At 32.5% G+C, this 16,458-nt stretch carries 12 protein-coding genes, 1 pseudogene and 1 riboswitch; all 13 genes and pseudogenes read right to left on the reverse strand.

Annotation, left to right across the window (positions count from 1 at the left end; all coding sequences use genetic code 11):
* Positions 1–51: 51 nt before the first annotated feature.
* A complete protein-coding gene (locus ACFWTK_RS03395; RefSeq protein ID WP_106024792.1) occupies positions 52–1,749 on the reverse strand; it encodes a cell shape-determining protein in 1,698 nt (565 codons plus the stop codon).
* 118 nt (positions 1,750–1,867) lie between these two features.
* Positions 1,868–3,145, reverse strand: coding sequence for an O-acetylhomoserine aminocarboxypropyltransferase/cysteine synthase family protein (locus ACFWTK_RS03400; RefSeq protein WP_106024791.1), 1,278 nt, complete (start codon positions 3,143–3,145; stop codon positions 1,868–1,870).
* A 117-nt stretch (positions 3,146–3,262) separates the two neighbouring features.
* Positions 3,263–3,369, reverse strand: a riboswitch (SAM riboswitch).
* Positions 3,370–3,425: 56 nt separating this feature from the next.
* On the reverse strand, positions 3,426–4,445 hold the full coding sequence (gene asnA, locus ACFWTK_RS03405; RefSeq protein WP_415874731.1) for an aspartate--ammonia ligase: 1,020 nt from the start codon (positions 4,443–4,445) through the stop codon (positions 3,426–3,428).
* Between the two features lie 290 nt (positions 4,446–4,735).
* Positions 4,736–6,034: a DRTGG domain-containing protein gene (locus ACFWTK_RS03410; protein ID WP_415874732.1), complete on the reverse strand. Its 1,299-nt coding sequence runs from the start codon at positions 6,032–6,034 to the stop codon at positions 4,736–4,738.
* A 10-nt stretch (positions 6,035–6,044) separates the two neighbouring features.
* Positions 6,045–6,998, reverse strand: a complete 954-nt coding sequence (whiA, locus tag ACFWTK_RS03415; protein WP_415874733.1) for a DNA-binding protein WhiA — start codon at positions 6,996–6,998, stop codon at positions 6,045–6,047.
* 6 nt (positions 6,999–7,004) lie between these two features.
* Entirely contained in the window at positions 7,005–8,342 is a 1,338-nt protein-coding gene (locus ACFWTK_RS03420; protein WP_415874734.1) for a gluconeogenesis factor YvcK family protein, read from the reverse strand.
* Positions 8,339–9,223, reverse strand: a complete 885-nt coding sequence (gene rapZ / locus ACFWTK_RS03425; RefSeq protein ID WP_415874735.1) for an RNase adapter RapZ — start codon at positions 9,221–9,223, stop codon at positions 8,339–8,341. The genes ACFWTK_RS03420 and rapZ overlap by 4 nt, the downstream gene beginning before the upstream one ends.
* A 203-nt stretch (positions 9,224–9,426) precedes the next feature.
* Positions 9,427–10,350 (reverse strand): UDP-N-acetylmuramate dehydrogenase, encoded by a 924-nt coding sequence (gene murB, locus ACFWTK_RS03430; RefSeq protein WP_415874736.1) that lies wholly within the window; start codon positions 10,348–10,350, stop codon positions 9,427–9,429.
* A gap of 55 nt (positions 10,351–10,405) precedes the next feature.
* Positions 10,406–11,140, reverse strand: a complete 735-nt coding sequence (locus tag ACFWTK_RS03435) for a phosphatase (RefSeq protein WP_415874737.1) — start codon at positions 11,138–11,140, stop codon at positions 10,406–10,408.
* Between the two features lie 15 nt (positions 11,141–11,155).
* The gene (gene uvrC / locus ACFWTK_RS03440) at positions 11,156–13,015 is read right to left on the reverse strand and encodes an excinuclease ABC subunit UvrC (protein WP_415874738.1); all 1,860 of its coding nucleotides are present in this window, start codon (positions 13,013–13,015) and stop codon (positions 11,156–11,158) included.
* 22 nt (positions 13,016–13,037) lie between these two features.
* Positions 13,038–13,640: a metal-dependent hydrolase gene (locus tag ACFWTK_RS03445; RefSeq protein WP_415874739.1), complete on the reverse strand. Its 603-nt coding sequence runs from the start codon at positions 13,638–13,640 to the stop codon at positions 13,038–13,040.
* Between the two features lie 177 nt (positions 13,641–13,817).
* Positions 13,818–15,233 carry a peptidoglycan D,D-transpeptidase FtsI family protein gene (locus tag ACFWTK_RS03450; RefSeq protein ID WP_415874740.1) on the reverse strand — a complete coding sequence of 472 codons (1,416 nt, stop codon included), beginning with the start codon at positions 15,231–15,233 and terminating at the stop codon, positions 13,818–13,820.
* Positions 15,226–16,445, reverse strand: a pseudogene (locus ACFWTK_RS03455) (FtsW/RodA/SpoVE family cell cycle protein). Before ACFWTK_RS03455 ends, ACFWTK_RS03450 begins: the two are co-directional and overlap by 8 nt.
* Positions 16,446–16,458: the final 13 nt, after the last annotated feature.

The raw sequence follows: 16,458 nt of genomic DNA on the forward strand, positions 1-16,458 counted from the left end.
CTACTACCTATAATAACCAAACTAGGATAGGTTTAGTACCCGCTATTGATTTTATTCATTTATTTCTTCTAGAACTTCCTTTTCTTCAATAATCTTTTCTTCACTTATTCCTTTGGTTTGAGTGAATTGAAGATTATCAAAGTTTATAAGGTCTATGCTAGAATTTGAATTCTTATTGTAAGTAATCTCAACTGAATCCCCTTCTTTAGTTAAGGGAAGCTCGTTGGACATACTTAAAGAAGTTAGAAATATCTTATCTTGCTTTTCTTTTAAAATTATATAATAGTAAGTTGTATCTTCAATAAAAGATGAAGCAATTCTTAAAACTGTCCCTTTCTCAATTATCTTTTCACCACTTTTTTCTAACCCCTGCCAATCGCCACGATCTTTAAGGTACTTTAAGTAGTTAGACTTAGTTTTACTTAAAGACTCTCCAGTTCCAACTATACTATAATCCTTAACATTAACCATAGCATATAGCTTGATTAACCCTTTCTTATCCTTTAAGGGCATAAAATAAGTGGCTTCATTTTCAACATTAATTAATATAGGGAAGTTAGAAGTATATCCTAAGTTCTGAATCTTTCCTTCTGCCGAAGCCATTGCTGCTGTCTCTTGGCTTCCTGAAATTTTATATAAAGTTGTCTCCTTAGTCCTTGAATCAATCAAAATAAAACCTACTGTGGATTCATCTTCACCCGAAGAAGTTAGCCCTGTGTAATAATAACAGTTACCGTTGTTATAGATCATATTATATCCTTCTGTAGCTTGAAGTTTATCCTTATCTGACGGATTCCACCAGCCGTGAACAAACTTTCCCCAATCGTTTAGCTCTTTGATTGCAAAGTCTGCTGGAATAACTATATCCACCCATTTTGGAATGCTATTCGTGTCATATTCTTTTGTCTCACCAGTCTGCGCATCAACAATAATAACTCCATTAACTTTAGAACCGCTTATTCCAATAGAATTATTATACTCTGTAACTACCCAATAAGGCTTCCCTTCGTCATCTAGTTCAAAGGAAAAATCCGTTAATCCAAACTTTGTGAAGCCTGAAGTATATATCTTCCTGTGAAGGTCATCTCCTAAGAAGGCTTGAGGTTGATATTTAATTTTTATTTTCTTACCATTAACTTCTTGAACTAGTTTTATATCCTGTGGATTTGTCGCACTTATTTGAATATACCCCGGAGTACCCTCTCTGTTGGATAGCCACTTAAATACTCCAGAATGAACTAGAGGTGCTACCCAGTATAGTTGTCCGTTAACATCTATTTCAGTAAATTCTGATAGGCTAACCTGGCTACCCAACGCCACCTGCTCTCCAAGCTTTTTTTCACCAAGGTTCTGAGCAAGCTCTTTATCTACAACAGGAAGCTTAGTTAAATCTATAGGAGACATTTCATAGGAAAAATTCTTCTCCTTTACCTCACCTATCATGTCCCTATATTTGTTAGCATTAAATACACTCAAGCTTGAAAAAACTTGAAATAATAAAATTAATAAAGCAATTATTGGTATCCATATTACTCTCTTAATCTTAAAATCAAAAATAACTAAAATAATCATAATTAAAAATGCAGCCACTTCAATTAATATTAAAGTACTAATAAAGCTTAAAGACAGTACTGGCATGATAATAAATAGTAAAAGCGCTAGAAATATAACTGTTACTATTGTTATAGTAATGCCTATACTCCTTTTATTTAGAGCCCCAGGTTCCGTTTGTGCTGTTGATTTATTCATAATTCCCCCCATAATTTAAAGACTTTATTATAATTAATATAGCATAATATATCACATAAAACTACAGGCACATTATAACTAAAAAAGCCCTGTATTCCAAAGAATACAGGGCTTTTTATTATATTTGTGCTAATGCATTATCAACATCATTAATTAAATCTTCAATTCCTTCAATTCCAACCGAAATTCTTATAAGCTCTGGTGTAACTCCTGCTTGCCTTTGACTTTCTTCATCTAATTGCTGGTGTGTTGTAGATGCTGGGTGAATAACAAGAGACTTAGCATCTCCTACATTAGCAAGATGAGAGAATAGTTCTAAGGAGCTTATGAACCTTTTACCAGCTTCATAGCCACCCTTTACACCAAAGGTAAATATTGATCCTACACCCTTAGGAAGATACTTTTTAGCAAGTTCATTATACTTATTACCTTCAAGTCCTGGATAGTTTACCCACTCTACTTTAGGATGATTGTTTAAGTATTCTGCAAGCTTCTTCGCATTCTCTACATGTCTTTCTACTCTAAGTGATAGTGTTTCAAGCCCTATTATTAATTGCCATGCATTGAATGGAGAAATACAAGCACCTATATCTCTCAATAATGCTGTTCTTAATCTTGTAATATACGCGGCTTCCTTAAAAGTTTCATAATAAGAAAGTCCATTGTAGCTTGCATCTGGTTCCACAAGTTTTGGAAACTTACCATTATTCCAATCAAACTTTCCTGAATCTACAACTATTCCTCCTATTGAAGTACCATGTCCTCCAATATATTTTGTAGCAGAATGAACTACAATATCAGCTCCAAATTCAAAAGGTCTGCAAAGGTATGGAGTAGCAAAAGTATTATCTACAATTAGAGGAATTCCATTTTTATGTGCTAATTCTGCAATAGCTTCAATATCACATATGTTGATTCCTGGATTTCCTATAGTTTCAATATATAGCGCCTTTGTTTTTTCATTTATGGCTTCTTCAAAGTTTGCTATATCATCTGGATTTACAAAATTAACTTTGATTCCAAAAGTAGGTAAAGTATTTTCAAATAAAGAGTGAGTTCCCCCATAAATAGTAGCTGCTGTTACAATTTCATCTCCAGCTCCAGCTATGTTTAAGATAGCATAAGTCACTGCAGCCATACCTGATGCAGTTGCAACCGCTCCAACTCCACCTTCTAATAAAGCAACTCTATTCTCAAAAACAGCTGTTGTTGGATTTGTAATACGAGTATAAATATTCCCACCTTTTTTTAGTCCAAATAAGTCTGCAGCTTCCTGTGCATCCTCAAATACATAAGAAGTAGTTTGATATAGTGGAACTGCTCTTGATTTTGTTACAGCATCTACTTCTTGTCCCCCATGTAATTGAATTGTTTCAAATGATAATTTTTTTGACATTTTATAGCCCCCTTAAAATTAGTATTTTTAGTGGAACTTCCTTCTCTTTTGCAATAAAGAGATAAACTAAAAGGTCTTCCTGTAGATAAGCTACAGAAAGACCTTTGTCTCTCTAGTTTCTTATCTTCCAGATAAAAATATCTGCTGGAATTAGCACCTTTAAACATTACTGTTCAGGTTGCCGGACGTCATAGGGCCAGTCCCTCAGTCACTCTTGATAAGAAGTTCCGTATTTGATTATTTATATAATAATATATTATTATTACTTTGTCAATAGACTTTATAGGATATTTACTCCTAATTTTTCGCATTCCTCAATAAATTCATCTGACCATGCAGAAGCTTGAACCTCTCCTATGTGAGCCTTTCTTAAGAAGAACATGCATATTCTTGATTGACCTATTCCACCACCTATTGTAAATGGTAACTTTTCTTCTACTAGCATTTTGTGGAACTCATAGTTCAACCTATGCATACAATTTTCTTTTCCTAACTGGTATATTAAAGCATCTTTGTCTACTCTTATTCCCATAGAAGATAATTCAAGAGCACAGTCCAATACTGGATACCAGAATAAGATATCTCCATTTAAACTCCAATCGTCATAGTCTGGAGCTCTTCCATCATGCTTTTCTCCTGAAGCTAGAGTATCTCCTATCTTCATCAAGAAAACTGCTCCCTTATCCTTTGTTATAGCATTTTCTCTTTCCTTTGGAGTTAAACTTGGATACATATCTTCTAACTCCTGTGTTGTTATAAAAGTTATTTTGTCTGGTAAAATTTTATCTATCTCTGGATATTTAGAATTAACAAATTCTTCTGTAGCCTTGAATACTTCATATATATCCTCTACTACAGACTTTAGCTTATCTAAGTTTCTCTCTTCCTTAGTAATGACCTTTTCCCAGTCCCATTGGTCTACATATAAAGAATGCAGATTATCTAAAGTTTCATCTCTTCTTATAGCATTCATATCTGTATATAATCCTTCTCCTGGCATAAATCCATATCTAGCAAGCGCCATTCTCTTCCACTTAGCAAGAGAATGTACTACCTGAATCTCATCATCTTTTATATCTAAAGCATCAAAGGAAACAGGTCTTTCAACCCCACTTAAATCATCATTTAATCCTGTTTTTACTTTTACAAATAATGGTGCCGATACTCTCGTTAAATTAAGTTTATATGCAAGCTCTCTTTCAAAATAATCTTTAAGCTTCTTTATAGCTATTTCTGTTCTTCTTAAATCTAAACTTGAATGATATCCTTCTGGTATTACAAAATACTTCGATGATTCCATATTTAAGACCCCCTTATTTCAACATTTGTATTTATTTAATAAAAATTATAGCATTTTCATAATAAAATTTCAATAAAATTTATAATATATTATTAATTTATCATAATATAAGCGTTTTTAATAACATATTGTCAAAATATCATTAATCTTTTAGCTTTAAATAATCAATTTTGCAAAATCTCTAGTTTAACAAATTTATAATTGCTTTTAAAATTAAAAAGAATCAGCCTATGTTTAACTAAACTAATAGTTAAACATAGGCTTCTATATTTTATCAACTTTTCTATTTTCTATCTTAATATTTTTGCCGAAATCATAGATTTAGCAATAAGGTCCTTTTTCTTATACATCTCTATATCTACCTTACAAAAGCTTCTCCCAATATCAATGATTCTAGTTACAATTTCAATTATGCTATCCATTTGTACTGGCTTCATAAAATATGTACATACACTATCTACAGATATGTTTATGCCATTTTTACGCCTTAAAGTCAATGTTCCCGCAGTAGACAATAACATGTTCAAAGAACTCCATGAAGCGGTACCTAGTTGATCTAACATTTCTGGTATTATCTTTCCCGAAAAATGTACATTATCATCTTCTATCTTATACTGAAAATTTCTAAGTATTAAATCCTCTATAGTTTCTCCTACCTGAGGCTGCCTTGAAACATATTGAAGAGCTTTTATAACGTCTTGTCTTCCTACAACTCCTATTAACTTTTTCCCATCTACTACAGGGCATAATTCTATACCTTCCCATCCCATTACATGAGCTGTATATGCTACAGTAGTCTTCTCTGTTACTGTTATTGGATTTTTTATCATTATCTTACTTATATGAGTATCATCATTTTCTTCCCTTGGCAAGTCCTTTATAGTAACAATTCCAACTACATTCATATTATCATCTACAACCGGATATCTTTCATGGGTAGTTTCCTCTATTAATCTCTTTAGCTCATCAATGCTGTCAGTTTCCTTAAGATATTCTGGTCTTGTTTCCATTATGTCCTCAACAAGTATGATATCTTTCTTTATCAAACTTTCCGATAAGGCTCTATCAATCATAGTAGCCACTGTAAAAGTATCATAACTTGTAGATATTATAGGGAGACATTTTTCATCCCCAAGTTTTTTAATTCTATCACTGCATTCAAATCCACCTGTTATTAAAACAGAGCATTCATTTTCTAAAGCCACCTTCTGTATATCTTCCCTATTGCCAACTATAACCAAACATCCAGGAACCATATACCTTTTTGCATCGTTAACCTTCATAGCCCCTATAATAAACTTATTTAGTTTTTTATGTATCCCATCTCTGCCGCCTAAAAGAGTTCCTTCAATTATATTTACTACTTCTGCATAACTTAATGATTCTATACTTTTTTTCTCAACCTTTTCAATTCTAATAGTTCCAACTCTGGGTATAGTGGAAACAATTCCAATGTTCTCCGCATCTTTTATAGCTCTATAAGCAGTACCATCACTAACTCCCAACTCTGTAGCTATACTTCTAACGGAAATTTTTGTACCAACCTGAAGTGATGATATATGATTTATTATGTCTTCGTGTTTAGACATTTACCTAAACCTACCTTCCTTCTTTTTTTAACTCATCTGCTATTTTTTCAATTCTTCTAAGTCTGTGATTTATTCCAGATTTCCCTACAGGAGGATCCAGCATTTGCCCAAGTTCCTTTAAAGATTCATTAGGATAATTCAATCTAAGCTCTGCAACCTCCCTTAAATTTTTAGGAAGTCTTTTTAATCCTATTTCCTTTTCTATGAGTCTTATGCTTTCAATCTGTCTTACTGCTGCATTAACAGTTTTACTTAAATTTGCAGTTTCACAATTAACTAACCTATTTACATTGTTTCTCATTTCCTTCATTATTCTTACATTTTCAAGTTCTAAAAGGGATTCATGAGCTCCTATTACATTCAGCAAGTCTACTATCTGCTCTCCTTCTTTCAAGTAGATTACAAAACTGCTTTTTCTTTGAATAACCTTTGAGCTTAATCCATATGTATTTATGAGCTTGCTAAGCTCATTTGCATAGTCCTCATGATGGGTAACAAACTCTAAATGATAAGTTTTCTCTGGATTGCTAATGCTTCCTCCTCCTAAAAATACTCCTCTTATAAATACCCTTTTGCATGTATCTGTTTTAATGATTCTATCAGGAATACTGTAATCTAAAGATAGTAGATCTTCTTCTTCCTTTAAAACCCCTACTTCTTTTAAAAGCTCTTTTACCCCCATATCATGATCTATAATAACTAAATATATATTATTCTTCTTTAGTGAGTTGCTTTTTTTTACGAATATTTTTGTATGAATATTAAAATGCTCCTTTAAGAGCTTAAATGCTAATCTTGCAATTGCAGGGTTTTCTGTTGTTATTCTAAAGTTCATCTTCATGTCTCCACTAAACCCTAAGGTTCCACTCACCTTCATAAGTCCAGATAACTCTGCAACTGCTTCTTCTCTGGTCAAACCTGTGTATCTGCATATCTCATTTTTAACTTTAGAGGAAAATGACATACCCTTCTACTCCTTACATTTTTTATTTTCCTTTAACCTTTGTGATAAATAAAAATATTCTATTATTTTTTTTCTATCAAATAACAACTTTTTATCCATTATTATTTCCATTAAGAACTTAGCTAGTTTATCAGGATCATGTCTTACAAATCCATTTTTAATTGTAACAAAGTCTCCCTGCACAATTTTTACATTTAAGTCCATAATCTCTTTTTCATTTATTTTTACAGGTTCTGCATTCTTTTCTAAATATCTTTCTCTTATTGCATTATTAATCTCTCGAGTATTAGTTGCAACATAATCTATAATTCCATTACCTCCATGCTTAAAAATGGCTTTTATATGATCCGCTACAGAATATCCGTCTGTTTCCCCTTCTTGAGTCATTATATTTGATACATATATTTTTAATGCTTTTGTATCTTTCAATGCCTTACGTATATCTTTAACTAAAAGATTAGGAATTACACTAGTATAAAGGCTTCCAGGTCCTAAAATAATAGCATCTGCATCCATTATAGCCTCTAGTGCCTCATTTAAGGCTCTTGCTGTTTTAGGCTCTATAAATACTTTTTCTATTTTACTTTTTTGCCTTGCAGCCTCTTGTGGAATATTAGATTCCCCTTCTACTATATTGCCATTTTCTAATCTTGCCTTTAATATCATATCATCTAAAGTAACAGGAAGTACCCTTCCTGTTACAGCTAGTACAGAACTCATCTTTTTAACAGCTTCTTCGAAGTTATTCGATATACCATCCATAGCTGCTAAAAATAGATTCCCAAAACTTTGATTTTTTAAATTTCCTTCTTTAAACCTATACTGAAGCAGTTCCTCCATTAAAGGTTCTGTATCAGCCAAGGCTAATATACAGTTTCTTATATCGCCTGGAGGAAGTATTCCAAGCTCCTCTCTTAAAGTTCCTGAACCGCCTCCATCGTCTCCTACAGTAACTATAGCCGTTATATTTGAGGTATAGTACTTTATTCCCCTAAGCATAGTGGAAAGGCCTGTGCCTCCCCCTATGGCTACAATTTTAGGTCCTCGTACTAGAAGTCTCTTTTCATATATAAGATTCTGTAATTTATCAGAATCTATAGATACATTTAAATACCCCTTATTTATTAAAACTATGATTGATCTTATACCCTGATTTATAGAAATGTACAGTACAAAAATTCCAGATACGATTAAAAAAACATAAAAAAGTTTATATTCTCTGGAGACATTGCTTCTATTGAAAAATTCTACTGCTGCAAATACTATAAACAAAATCCCCATGGTACCAAGCGCAATCCATCTTTTTATTTTTACACCAGGCTTTAGCCACTGTACCATTTTCATGACTTATACCCAGCCTTTTTTATATCTTCATTTATATCTCTGTGCTCTTTGCTGACATTATGCCCATTTGCTTTTAGTCTTTCATATATTGTATTTGTAATAGCTACAGAGCGATGTCTTCCTCCTGTACATCCTATGGCTATTATAAGCTGTCTCTTGCCTTCTTTTATATAGTTCGGTATTAAGAATTCAAGCATATCTTCTAACTTAGAAATAAATTCCTTGGTCTCTTTAAAACTTAAAACATAATCTTTTATTTCTTTGTCATCTCCTGAGAATTCCTTTAACTCTGGTATATAAAAAGGATTAGGCAGGAATCTTACGTCAAATACTAAATCTGCATCTACTGGTATACCATACTTAAATCCAAAGGATAGTACATTTATTATAAGATTATTTTCTTTTTGGTCGTCACCACCATAGATCCTTGATATTTTTTCTCTAAGCTGCATAGGAGTCATATTAGAAGTATCAATTATATTATTAGCTCTGTACTTAACTTCATTTAATCTTTCTCTTTCTAGCTCTATTCCCTGAAGTATTCTTCCTTGCGGAGCTAGTGGATGTTTTCTTCTAGATTCTTTATATCTTTTTACTAATACTCTATCATTTGCATCTAAAAACAATATCTCATATTTATAATTTTGTTCTGTTAAATAATTTAAGCTCTCAAATAAATCGTCGAAGAACTCTCCTCCTCTTATATCTATAACTAATGCTATTTTATCTATCTTACCATCTGTTTGATAACAAGCTTCCGCAAATTTTGACATTAAGGTTGGAGGTAAATTGTCTACGCAAAAATATCCTAAGTCTTCTAGGCTTCTAATTGCTTGGCTTTTACCAGCCCCTGATAACCCTGTTACAATAACAAACCTCATCTTAATCCCCTCCCAATAGTGGTACAGTATCATTTTTTTATTATAACACATTTTTAAGTTCATTAGCCTATTTAATTTATATTGATTGCTGATATATAATATTATATATTATACTTATAAAAAGTTCAGCTTTAAGCTGATAAGGATACAAAAAGAACATCTAACAAATCTTTAGGTTTGTTAGACGTTCTTTCTCCTCTAAACTAATTTTTTTCGTCTTCTCCGATTATTCTAACCTCTGTATTTAATTCCACGTTAAATTTTTCTTTTACCTTATCTTGAACTAGTCTTATTAAATCCAAAACATCCTTTGCAGTTGCATTTTCTCTGTTTATTATAAATCCTGAATGCTTCATAGAAACTTCAGCACCGCCAACTCGTGTACCTTTTAGTCCGCTGTCTTCTATTAGCTTTCCTGCAAAATACCCTTCTGGTCTTTTAAATGTACTTCCTGCTGATGGATACTCTAAAGGTTGTTTTTCTCTTCTTCTTCCCATCAATTCATCCATTCTAGCTTTTATAGCATTATAATCTCCCTTTTGAAGTTTAAAGGCAGCCTCTAAAACCACATAATTATACTTTAAAATCACACTCATTCTGTAACTCAATTCTAATTCTTCTTTTGACAGTGTTCTTATTTCACATTTGTCATCTATAACTAATGCGCTTTCTATTACCTGAGAAATCTCACCATTATATGCACCAGCATTCATAGTAACCGCTCCACCTACACTGCCTGGAATTCCATTTGCAAACTCTAGACCAGTTAAAGATGCCTCAAGAGCAGCATGAGTAACCTTTGATAAGAGAGCACCACTTTGAGTAATAACTCTATCTCCCTCTACCCTGATTTTATCAAGCTTGCTTAGGTTTATAACAACACCTCTAATGCCTCCGTCTTTGACCAGCAGATTTGAACCTCTTCCTAAAATAAAATATGGAACTTCATTCTCTTTACATATCTTTATAATTTGTCTTATTTTTTCATAGCTATCTGGTGTAACAAATATATCTGCAGGGCCTCCAACTTTAAATGAAGTACAGTCCTTCATTAAAACATTGAGCTTTATTTCTTCTTCATCTAATATACTCTTTAATTTATTATTGAATTCTATACACTGAACCATTTGTCTCTCCTTGATCATTATTGTTATGTAACTAGTATAGAATATATAGCACTATTTAATCAAGATTAATATCTTGTAATTTTCCCTTAGACTTTAAATAACCTATTAACTTTTTGTAATCTGTGTTCATTATTAAATCCTCTGGAATACCTATCTCATCCACTAATTTTCCAGCTACATCAAAATTTCCAATTGTAAAACATACATGAGAATCAGTACCTAATATTACTTTAGTGCCATGTTTCTTACAAAGTTCTGCTATTTTTCTACAAATTGGCTCGCTGCCTTTTCTAGATGTCTTAAAAGAACTATTATTAATTTCAATAAGTATATTCTTCTCTTTAGCCTTTTTTACAACTTCTTCTTCATATATAGGAAACTGAGGATTTCCAGAGTGCCCTATAATATCAACTTTAGGGTTATCCATAGCTTTTAAAAGAGCTCTTGTATTTTCTTCTCTTGTTCCTGGAATTATACAAGGATCATGCAAGCTAGCTATTATTATATCCAAAAACTTAGTATCTTTCTCAGTTAAGTCTAAATTTCCATCATAATCCATAATATTGGCTTCACATCCATATAGCATAATAACACCATATATTTCTCTTGGCAATACCTTAAGATTGTGAAAATACCATATGTGAGGTGCACCAGGCATTTTAGGGCCGTGTTCTGTAGTTCCTAAAACCTTTAACCCTATTTCTGATGCATACTTTGCATTTTCTAGTAAAGTGCTATAAGCATGCCCACTTGCTACTGTATGAGTATGCACATCTAAAACATATTTCATCAGTACCATTCCTCCTTATTTACTTTTGCTAAAATAATCTATTATGCTCTGAGCTGCCTTTTCATTTATAGATTCTGTTTCCAGCAGTTCTTCATAAGTCGCCTTTTTAATATTATCTATACTTCCAAACTTTTGCAACAGTGCTTTTCTTCTCTTATCTCCAATATTAGGTATATCTTCTAATATAGAGTGAAGAACTCTCTTATTTCTTAAACTTCTGTGATAAGTTATAGCAAATCTGTGAACTTCATCCTGTATTCTTGTTATTAGATTCATAATCTTAGGACTAACACTTATCTCTTTACCATTATATATCAAACCTCGAGTTCTGTGTCTATCATCCTTGACCATTCCACAAACAGGTATATTAATATTAAGATTATCTAATACTTCTAATGCAATATTCACTTGCCCCTTTCCCCCATCCATTAAAATCAAATCCGGGAATATGCTAAACTTAGCACCACTTAAAAGGAGCTCTCTTTCCTGTATATCTTTTATCTCTTTAATACCGTGCTGAAATCTTCTTGTTAAAATTTCTCTCATACTTTCATAATCATCTGCACCCTTAACAGTCTTTATTTTAAACCTTCTATAATCACTATTTTTAGGTTTGCCATCTTCAAAAACCACCATAGTTCCTACAGAATCTACTCCTTGTATGTTAGAAATATCATAAGCCTCAATTCTATGAGGTAATTCTTCCATATCCAGCACTTCTGCTAATTCTTCTAAAATATTGTTATTTAATTCTTTATCCATTTTTATCTTTAGCTTAAACTGCTCTAAGGTATTCTTTGCATTGCTTTCCACAAGCTCCAGCAACTTTTTCTTTTCTCCCTTTTGTGGAATTTTAATAGATACCCTAGATCCCTTTTTTGAGGAAAGCCATTCTTCTAAAAGTTCTCTATCTGAAACCTCTGGAACATATATGGTCTTAGGAATAAATGCTGTTCCTCCATAAAAATCTTTAATAAATGTAGAAATCATTTCGGATTTTTCATTAAATACGTCATTGTCTAAAATAAAATGTTCCCTTCCTATTATTTTACCCTCTCTTACAAAAAATACCTGAGAACACCAATCTTCTTCATCATTATATATATTTATGAAATCCTCATTTTCAAAATTACTTGTAATTATCTTCTGTCTTTCCCTAATCTTTTCAACTGCCAAAACTTTATCTCTTAGAGAAGCTGCTTTTTCAAATTCTAAAGCTTCCGAAGCCTCATTCATTTTACATTTTAAATCTTCTATAAATTCATTTTCTTTTCCGTTCAGCAAATCAATTATCTTTTTTATAGTTTTTCCGTACTCCTCTTTGCTTACATATCCTGCACAAGGTGCTGTACATAAATTTATATGATAATTTAGACAAGGTTTTATCTTCTCTCCATTTTCCTTTATTGCAAATCTGCAAGTTCTTATTGGAAATATCTTTTTTATAAGCTCAATAGTTTCATATACAGCCGATGCGTCTGGATAAGGTCCAAAATACTTAGCACCATCCTTTGCCCTGTTTCTTGTTACAAACACCCTTGGAAAGTCTTCATTTATAGTTATCTTTATAAAAGGATAATGCTTATCATCTTTAAGGAGAATATTATACCTTGGTCTATGCTTCTTAATTAAATTGCATTCTAGAATAAGGGCTTCCATTTCAGAATCCGTAATTATATACTCAAATTCTGCAATGTTCTTAACCATGGCTTTAACCTTACTTCCGTGATTTTTAGAGTTCTGAAAGTACTGCCTTACTCTATTTTTAAGCACCTTTGCTTTCCCTACATATATAATTTCACCTAAAGAATTTTTCATCAAATAAACTCCTGGTTTGTCAGGAAGCATTTTTAATTGATATTCAAAGTCAAACATTCCTCTATACACCTCTTTTCAATTAAAAAATTGCTGGAAGTCTGTATATGGTATATGCAATTCCTGCTATCATCAACAAATCTTCAAAACCGCTTCCACCTTTTGAACTTGGATTATAAGTCAGCGGGAAACTATATTTCTTTTTTATAAATGGATAGAACAGAGGAATTCCCATTTTCGTCAGCATATCACAAGCTAAATGCATGCCGTATCCCATCATAAAATAATATGGCACATTAGGTATATTATATGTTTTTCCCAAATAACCTAATATCATGGTGAATACTACTAGACCTACCAAACTATGCGTAAACCCATTTCTATGAGAAGATAAGGCTATAAAAACTAAGGAAATTCCTAAAGCCTTTAAGGCGGGGGCATCAACATATAAATAATCAAAATATAATACAATTACAGCTAAACATATATAAACTATAACTTTTGTTTTCTTATTTTTAAACGGAAGTATATATCTATTTATTATACTCTTAGGATGATCTATATCTGGCATTAAAGATGCTAGTATGACAACTAAAAGTCCAATACAATTAAACCCTCCAGGTACCTTATGACATATCGATATAAAAGTAACAGCACCTATTCCCGCATGAGTCTTTCCTTTCATAATTTCTCCTTTATATTTTATAATGACATAAAAAAAGTCAAGATTCTACAAAACTCTTGACTTTATTATATATCATTATAATAGGAAAAGAAACATACGTTCTTCACTATGTTTCAAGAAATTATGAATTTCGTATAATTTCTTAAAACATACCTATAAGATGATAAAGGAAAGTATTTATTGAAGCGCTGTTTTTATAACTTGCCCTGCAATTTCTGCAGCTATTCCTCCACCTGTTCCTCCGTTTTCAACAATTACCGCAATAGCTATCTTAGGATTATCATAAGGTGCAAAGCCTATAAACCAAGAATGAGGTTTTTCACCTTCTCTTCCTGTATCAGCAGTTCCTGTTTTACCACAAACTTCTACAGATTCTAAGGCCGCAGCACCTCCTGTTCCTTCAGTTACAGTGGCTCTCATATATTCTTTTATGATTTTAGCATTCTCAATCGATGTAACTCGCTGAAGTTCTTCAGCTTTTATCTTTTTTATGCTCTGACCAGTAGGTTTTAATATCTCTTTAACAATAAGAGGCTTCATTATGACACCATCATTAGCTATAGATGCAGCTACTAATGCCATTTCCATAGGAGTTGCAAGAACTTCTCCCTGTCCTATAGCACTTTGGGCCATATTCCCCTTTTCATAGCTTTCCAAACTTGGAAATCTACTATTTTTGGCAACAAAATCATTGCTAGGTATGGTGTTATTGAAATAAAACTTTTCTGCTGTAGTTTTTAAAGCTTCATTTCCAAGCTCCATACCTAAGGTTCCAAATACTACGTTACTTGATTTATAAAAAGCCTGTTTTAAGTTTATATTTCCATAACTGTGTCCAGCATAGTTTTTAAGAGATTCTTTTGCATTAAAAACAAGTACTCCATCATCATCGAATCTTCTTTCTGTGATCCCTGGTAAATTCTCTAAAGCGCTAACAGCAGTGACTACTTTAAAAGTTGAACCTGGTGGATACATTCCTAAAATAGCCCTGTTGTATAAAGGTATATCTTTATTAGTGTTTAAATTCTGCCAGTTTTTCTCTAGGTTGTTTGGGTCAAAAGATGGCGTTGATACCATAGCCAAAATCTCTCCAGTTTGAGGCTCTATTGCTACTACAGCTCCTTTATTATTTCCCAATAAACTATATGCCTTTTTTTGTATCTTAGAGTCCAGAGTAGTTCTTATGCTATAACCAACCTCATCTTTTTTTTCTGTAACAAATTGAACAACTTTTGATAAATCCATAGCATCTTCCCCTAAAAGAGTGGAATCATATTGCTTTTCTAGTCCTGTGATTCCATATCTAGGATTTACATATCCTAGTACATGAGCAAAGGCACTTCCCTCAGTATAAGTTCTTTCTTGATTTAGAGTGCTTATTTTTTTACTCTTTGTCAAGGCTGTCATGTTTCTATCATAGATTGTTCCTCTCAATATGGAGTTTCTCTTTGCTTGAATTCTTTTATTGTAAGGGCTTTGCACAATCTTTTCTGCTTTAAAAACTTGAAAATAAGTTATATACATAATTACTCCCATAAAGCATACTAAAAACACTACAAGAACCTTTTTTATATTTGTAGAAATATCATTCATCACTTCTGCCCTCCTCTGAAATCTTTTGAAGTATTCCAAGTGCAAAGAATGTAGTAATCATTGAGCTTCCTCCATAGCTTACAAGAGGCATTGTTATACCTGTTAATGGAGTTAAATTTATAACTCCACCTATAATAACCAAAACTTGTGTTGCTATCATTGCACTATAACCAACAGCTAACAGGGCTGAAAATTTATCTTCTGCATATACTGCCGCCCTCATGCATCTATAAAAAAGCAGGAAGTACAGTATAATAACAGCAAAGGACATAAGTCCTCCCATTTCCTCACTTAAAACAGCAAATATAAAATCCGTGGAATTTATTGGTACAAATTCTGGATAACCTTGACCTAATCCTGTTCCAAATAGCCCCCTGAAGCTATAGCAATCATGGATTGAACTACCTGATACCCTTCATCGTTAGCATAAGACCAGACATCTTTCCATATAGCCACTCTAATCCTTACATGTCCAAAAAGCTTATAACTAATAACTGCTCCTGCTGCAAACAATATAAAGCAAGTAGCTACATACTTAAATTTTGATGTAGCTATATAAAGCATAGTTACGGATATTCCAAAGAATAAGAGCGCAGAACCTAAATCTCTTTGGAGTACCATAAATCCCAAGGAAATCATGACAACAATTGCTGGTTCTATTAAATCTTTATACTCTTTATACTTTCTTAAAGAAGAAGCCAAATAAGCAACTAGAAAAAGCTTACCAAATTCTGAAGGTTGAAAAGAATAACCTCCAAGAGTAATCCAGTTTTTAGCTCCATGTTTCGCTTGCCCTAAGAATGAACCTAATGACATTAGGAGTATGGTACATACTAAATAAAAATATCTATACTTAGCAAATCTTTTTAAATTAGGGAACAAAACTACTATGACTATGAATCCAGTTATTCCTACAGTAAACCATATAATTTGCTTTATGGCATTGGATGGATTTATTCTGTATATAAGAACTATTCCTATAACGGTCAGTGTACAGGCAAAAATCTGTATATACTTATCTCCATCAGGAAAAAACTTTCTAATAATAAAGTGTGCATACGCTATAAGGGCGCAAACTACTACTCCCATAATAATTGCTGTTTTATCAAAATTTTCTTTTGGCCAATGTAGAATACCTAAATTCAAAAAGCAAACTATGCAAAACAAATAGGTATATCTTAGAAGCCTTCTTTCATCATACTTACTGTTCATAAGCTAATTCTCC

It is taken from the genome of Clostridium sp. (genome assembly GCF_047777555.1).
Classification (GTDB): Bacteria; Bacillota; Clostridia; order Clostridiales; family Clostridiaceae; genus Clostridium_H.

Coding starts and splice junctions, on each gene's coding strand:
- ACFWTK_RS03395 (WP_106024792.1), bottom strand. CDS start 1,749: ATGAATAAATCAACAGCACAAACGGAACCTGGGGCTCTAAATAAAAGG.
- whiA (WP_415874733.1), bottom strand. CDS start 6,998: ATGTCATTTTCCTCTAAAGTTAAAAATGAGATATGCAGATACACAGGT.
- asnA (WP_415874731.1), bottom strand. CDS start 4,445: ATGGAATCATCGAAGTATTTTGTAATACCAGAAGGATATCATTCAAGT.
- murB (WP_415874736.1), bottom strand. CDS start 10,350: ATGGTTCAGTGTATAGAATTCAATAATAAATTAAAGAGTATATTAGAT.
- uvrC (WP_415874738.1), bottom strand. CDS start 13,015: ATGTTTGACTTTGAATATCAATTAAAAATGCTTCCTGACAAACCAGGA.
- rapZ (WP_415874735.1), bottom strand. CDS start 9,223: ATGAGGTTTGTTATTGTAACAGGGTTATCAGGGGCTGGTAAAAGCCAA.
- ACFWTK_RS03445 (WP_415874739.1), bottom strand. CDS start 13,640: ATGAAAGGAAAGACTCATGCGGGAATAGGTGCTGTTACTTTTATATCG.
- ACFWTK_RS03420 (WP_415874734.1), bottom strand. CDS start 8,342: ATGAAAATGGTACAGTGGCTAAAGCCTGGTGTAAAAATAAAAAGATGG.
- ACFWTK_RS03400 (WP_106024791.1), bottom strand. CDS start 3,145: ATGTCAAAAAAATTATCATTTGAAACAATTCAATTACATGGGGGACAA.
- ACFWTK_RS03435 (WP_415874737.1), bottom strand. CDS start 11,140: ATGAAATATGTTTTAGATGTGCATACTCATACAGTAGCAAGTGGGCAT.
- ACFWTK_RS03450 (WP_415874740.1), bottom strand. CDS start 15,233: ATGAATGATATTTCTACAAATATAAAAAAGGTTCTTGTAGTGTTTTTA.
- ACFWTK_RS03410 (WP_415874732.1), bottom strand. CDS start 6,034: ATGTCTAAACACGAAGACATAATAAATCATATATCATCACTTCAGGTT.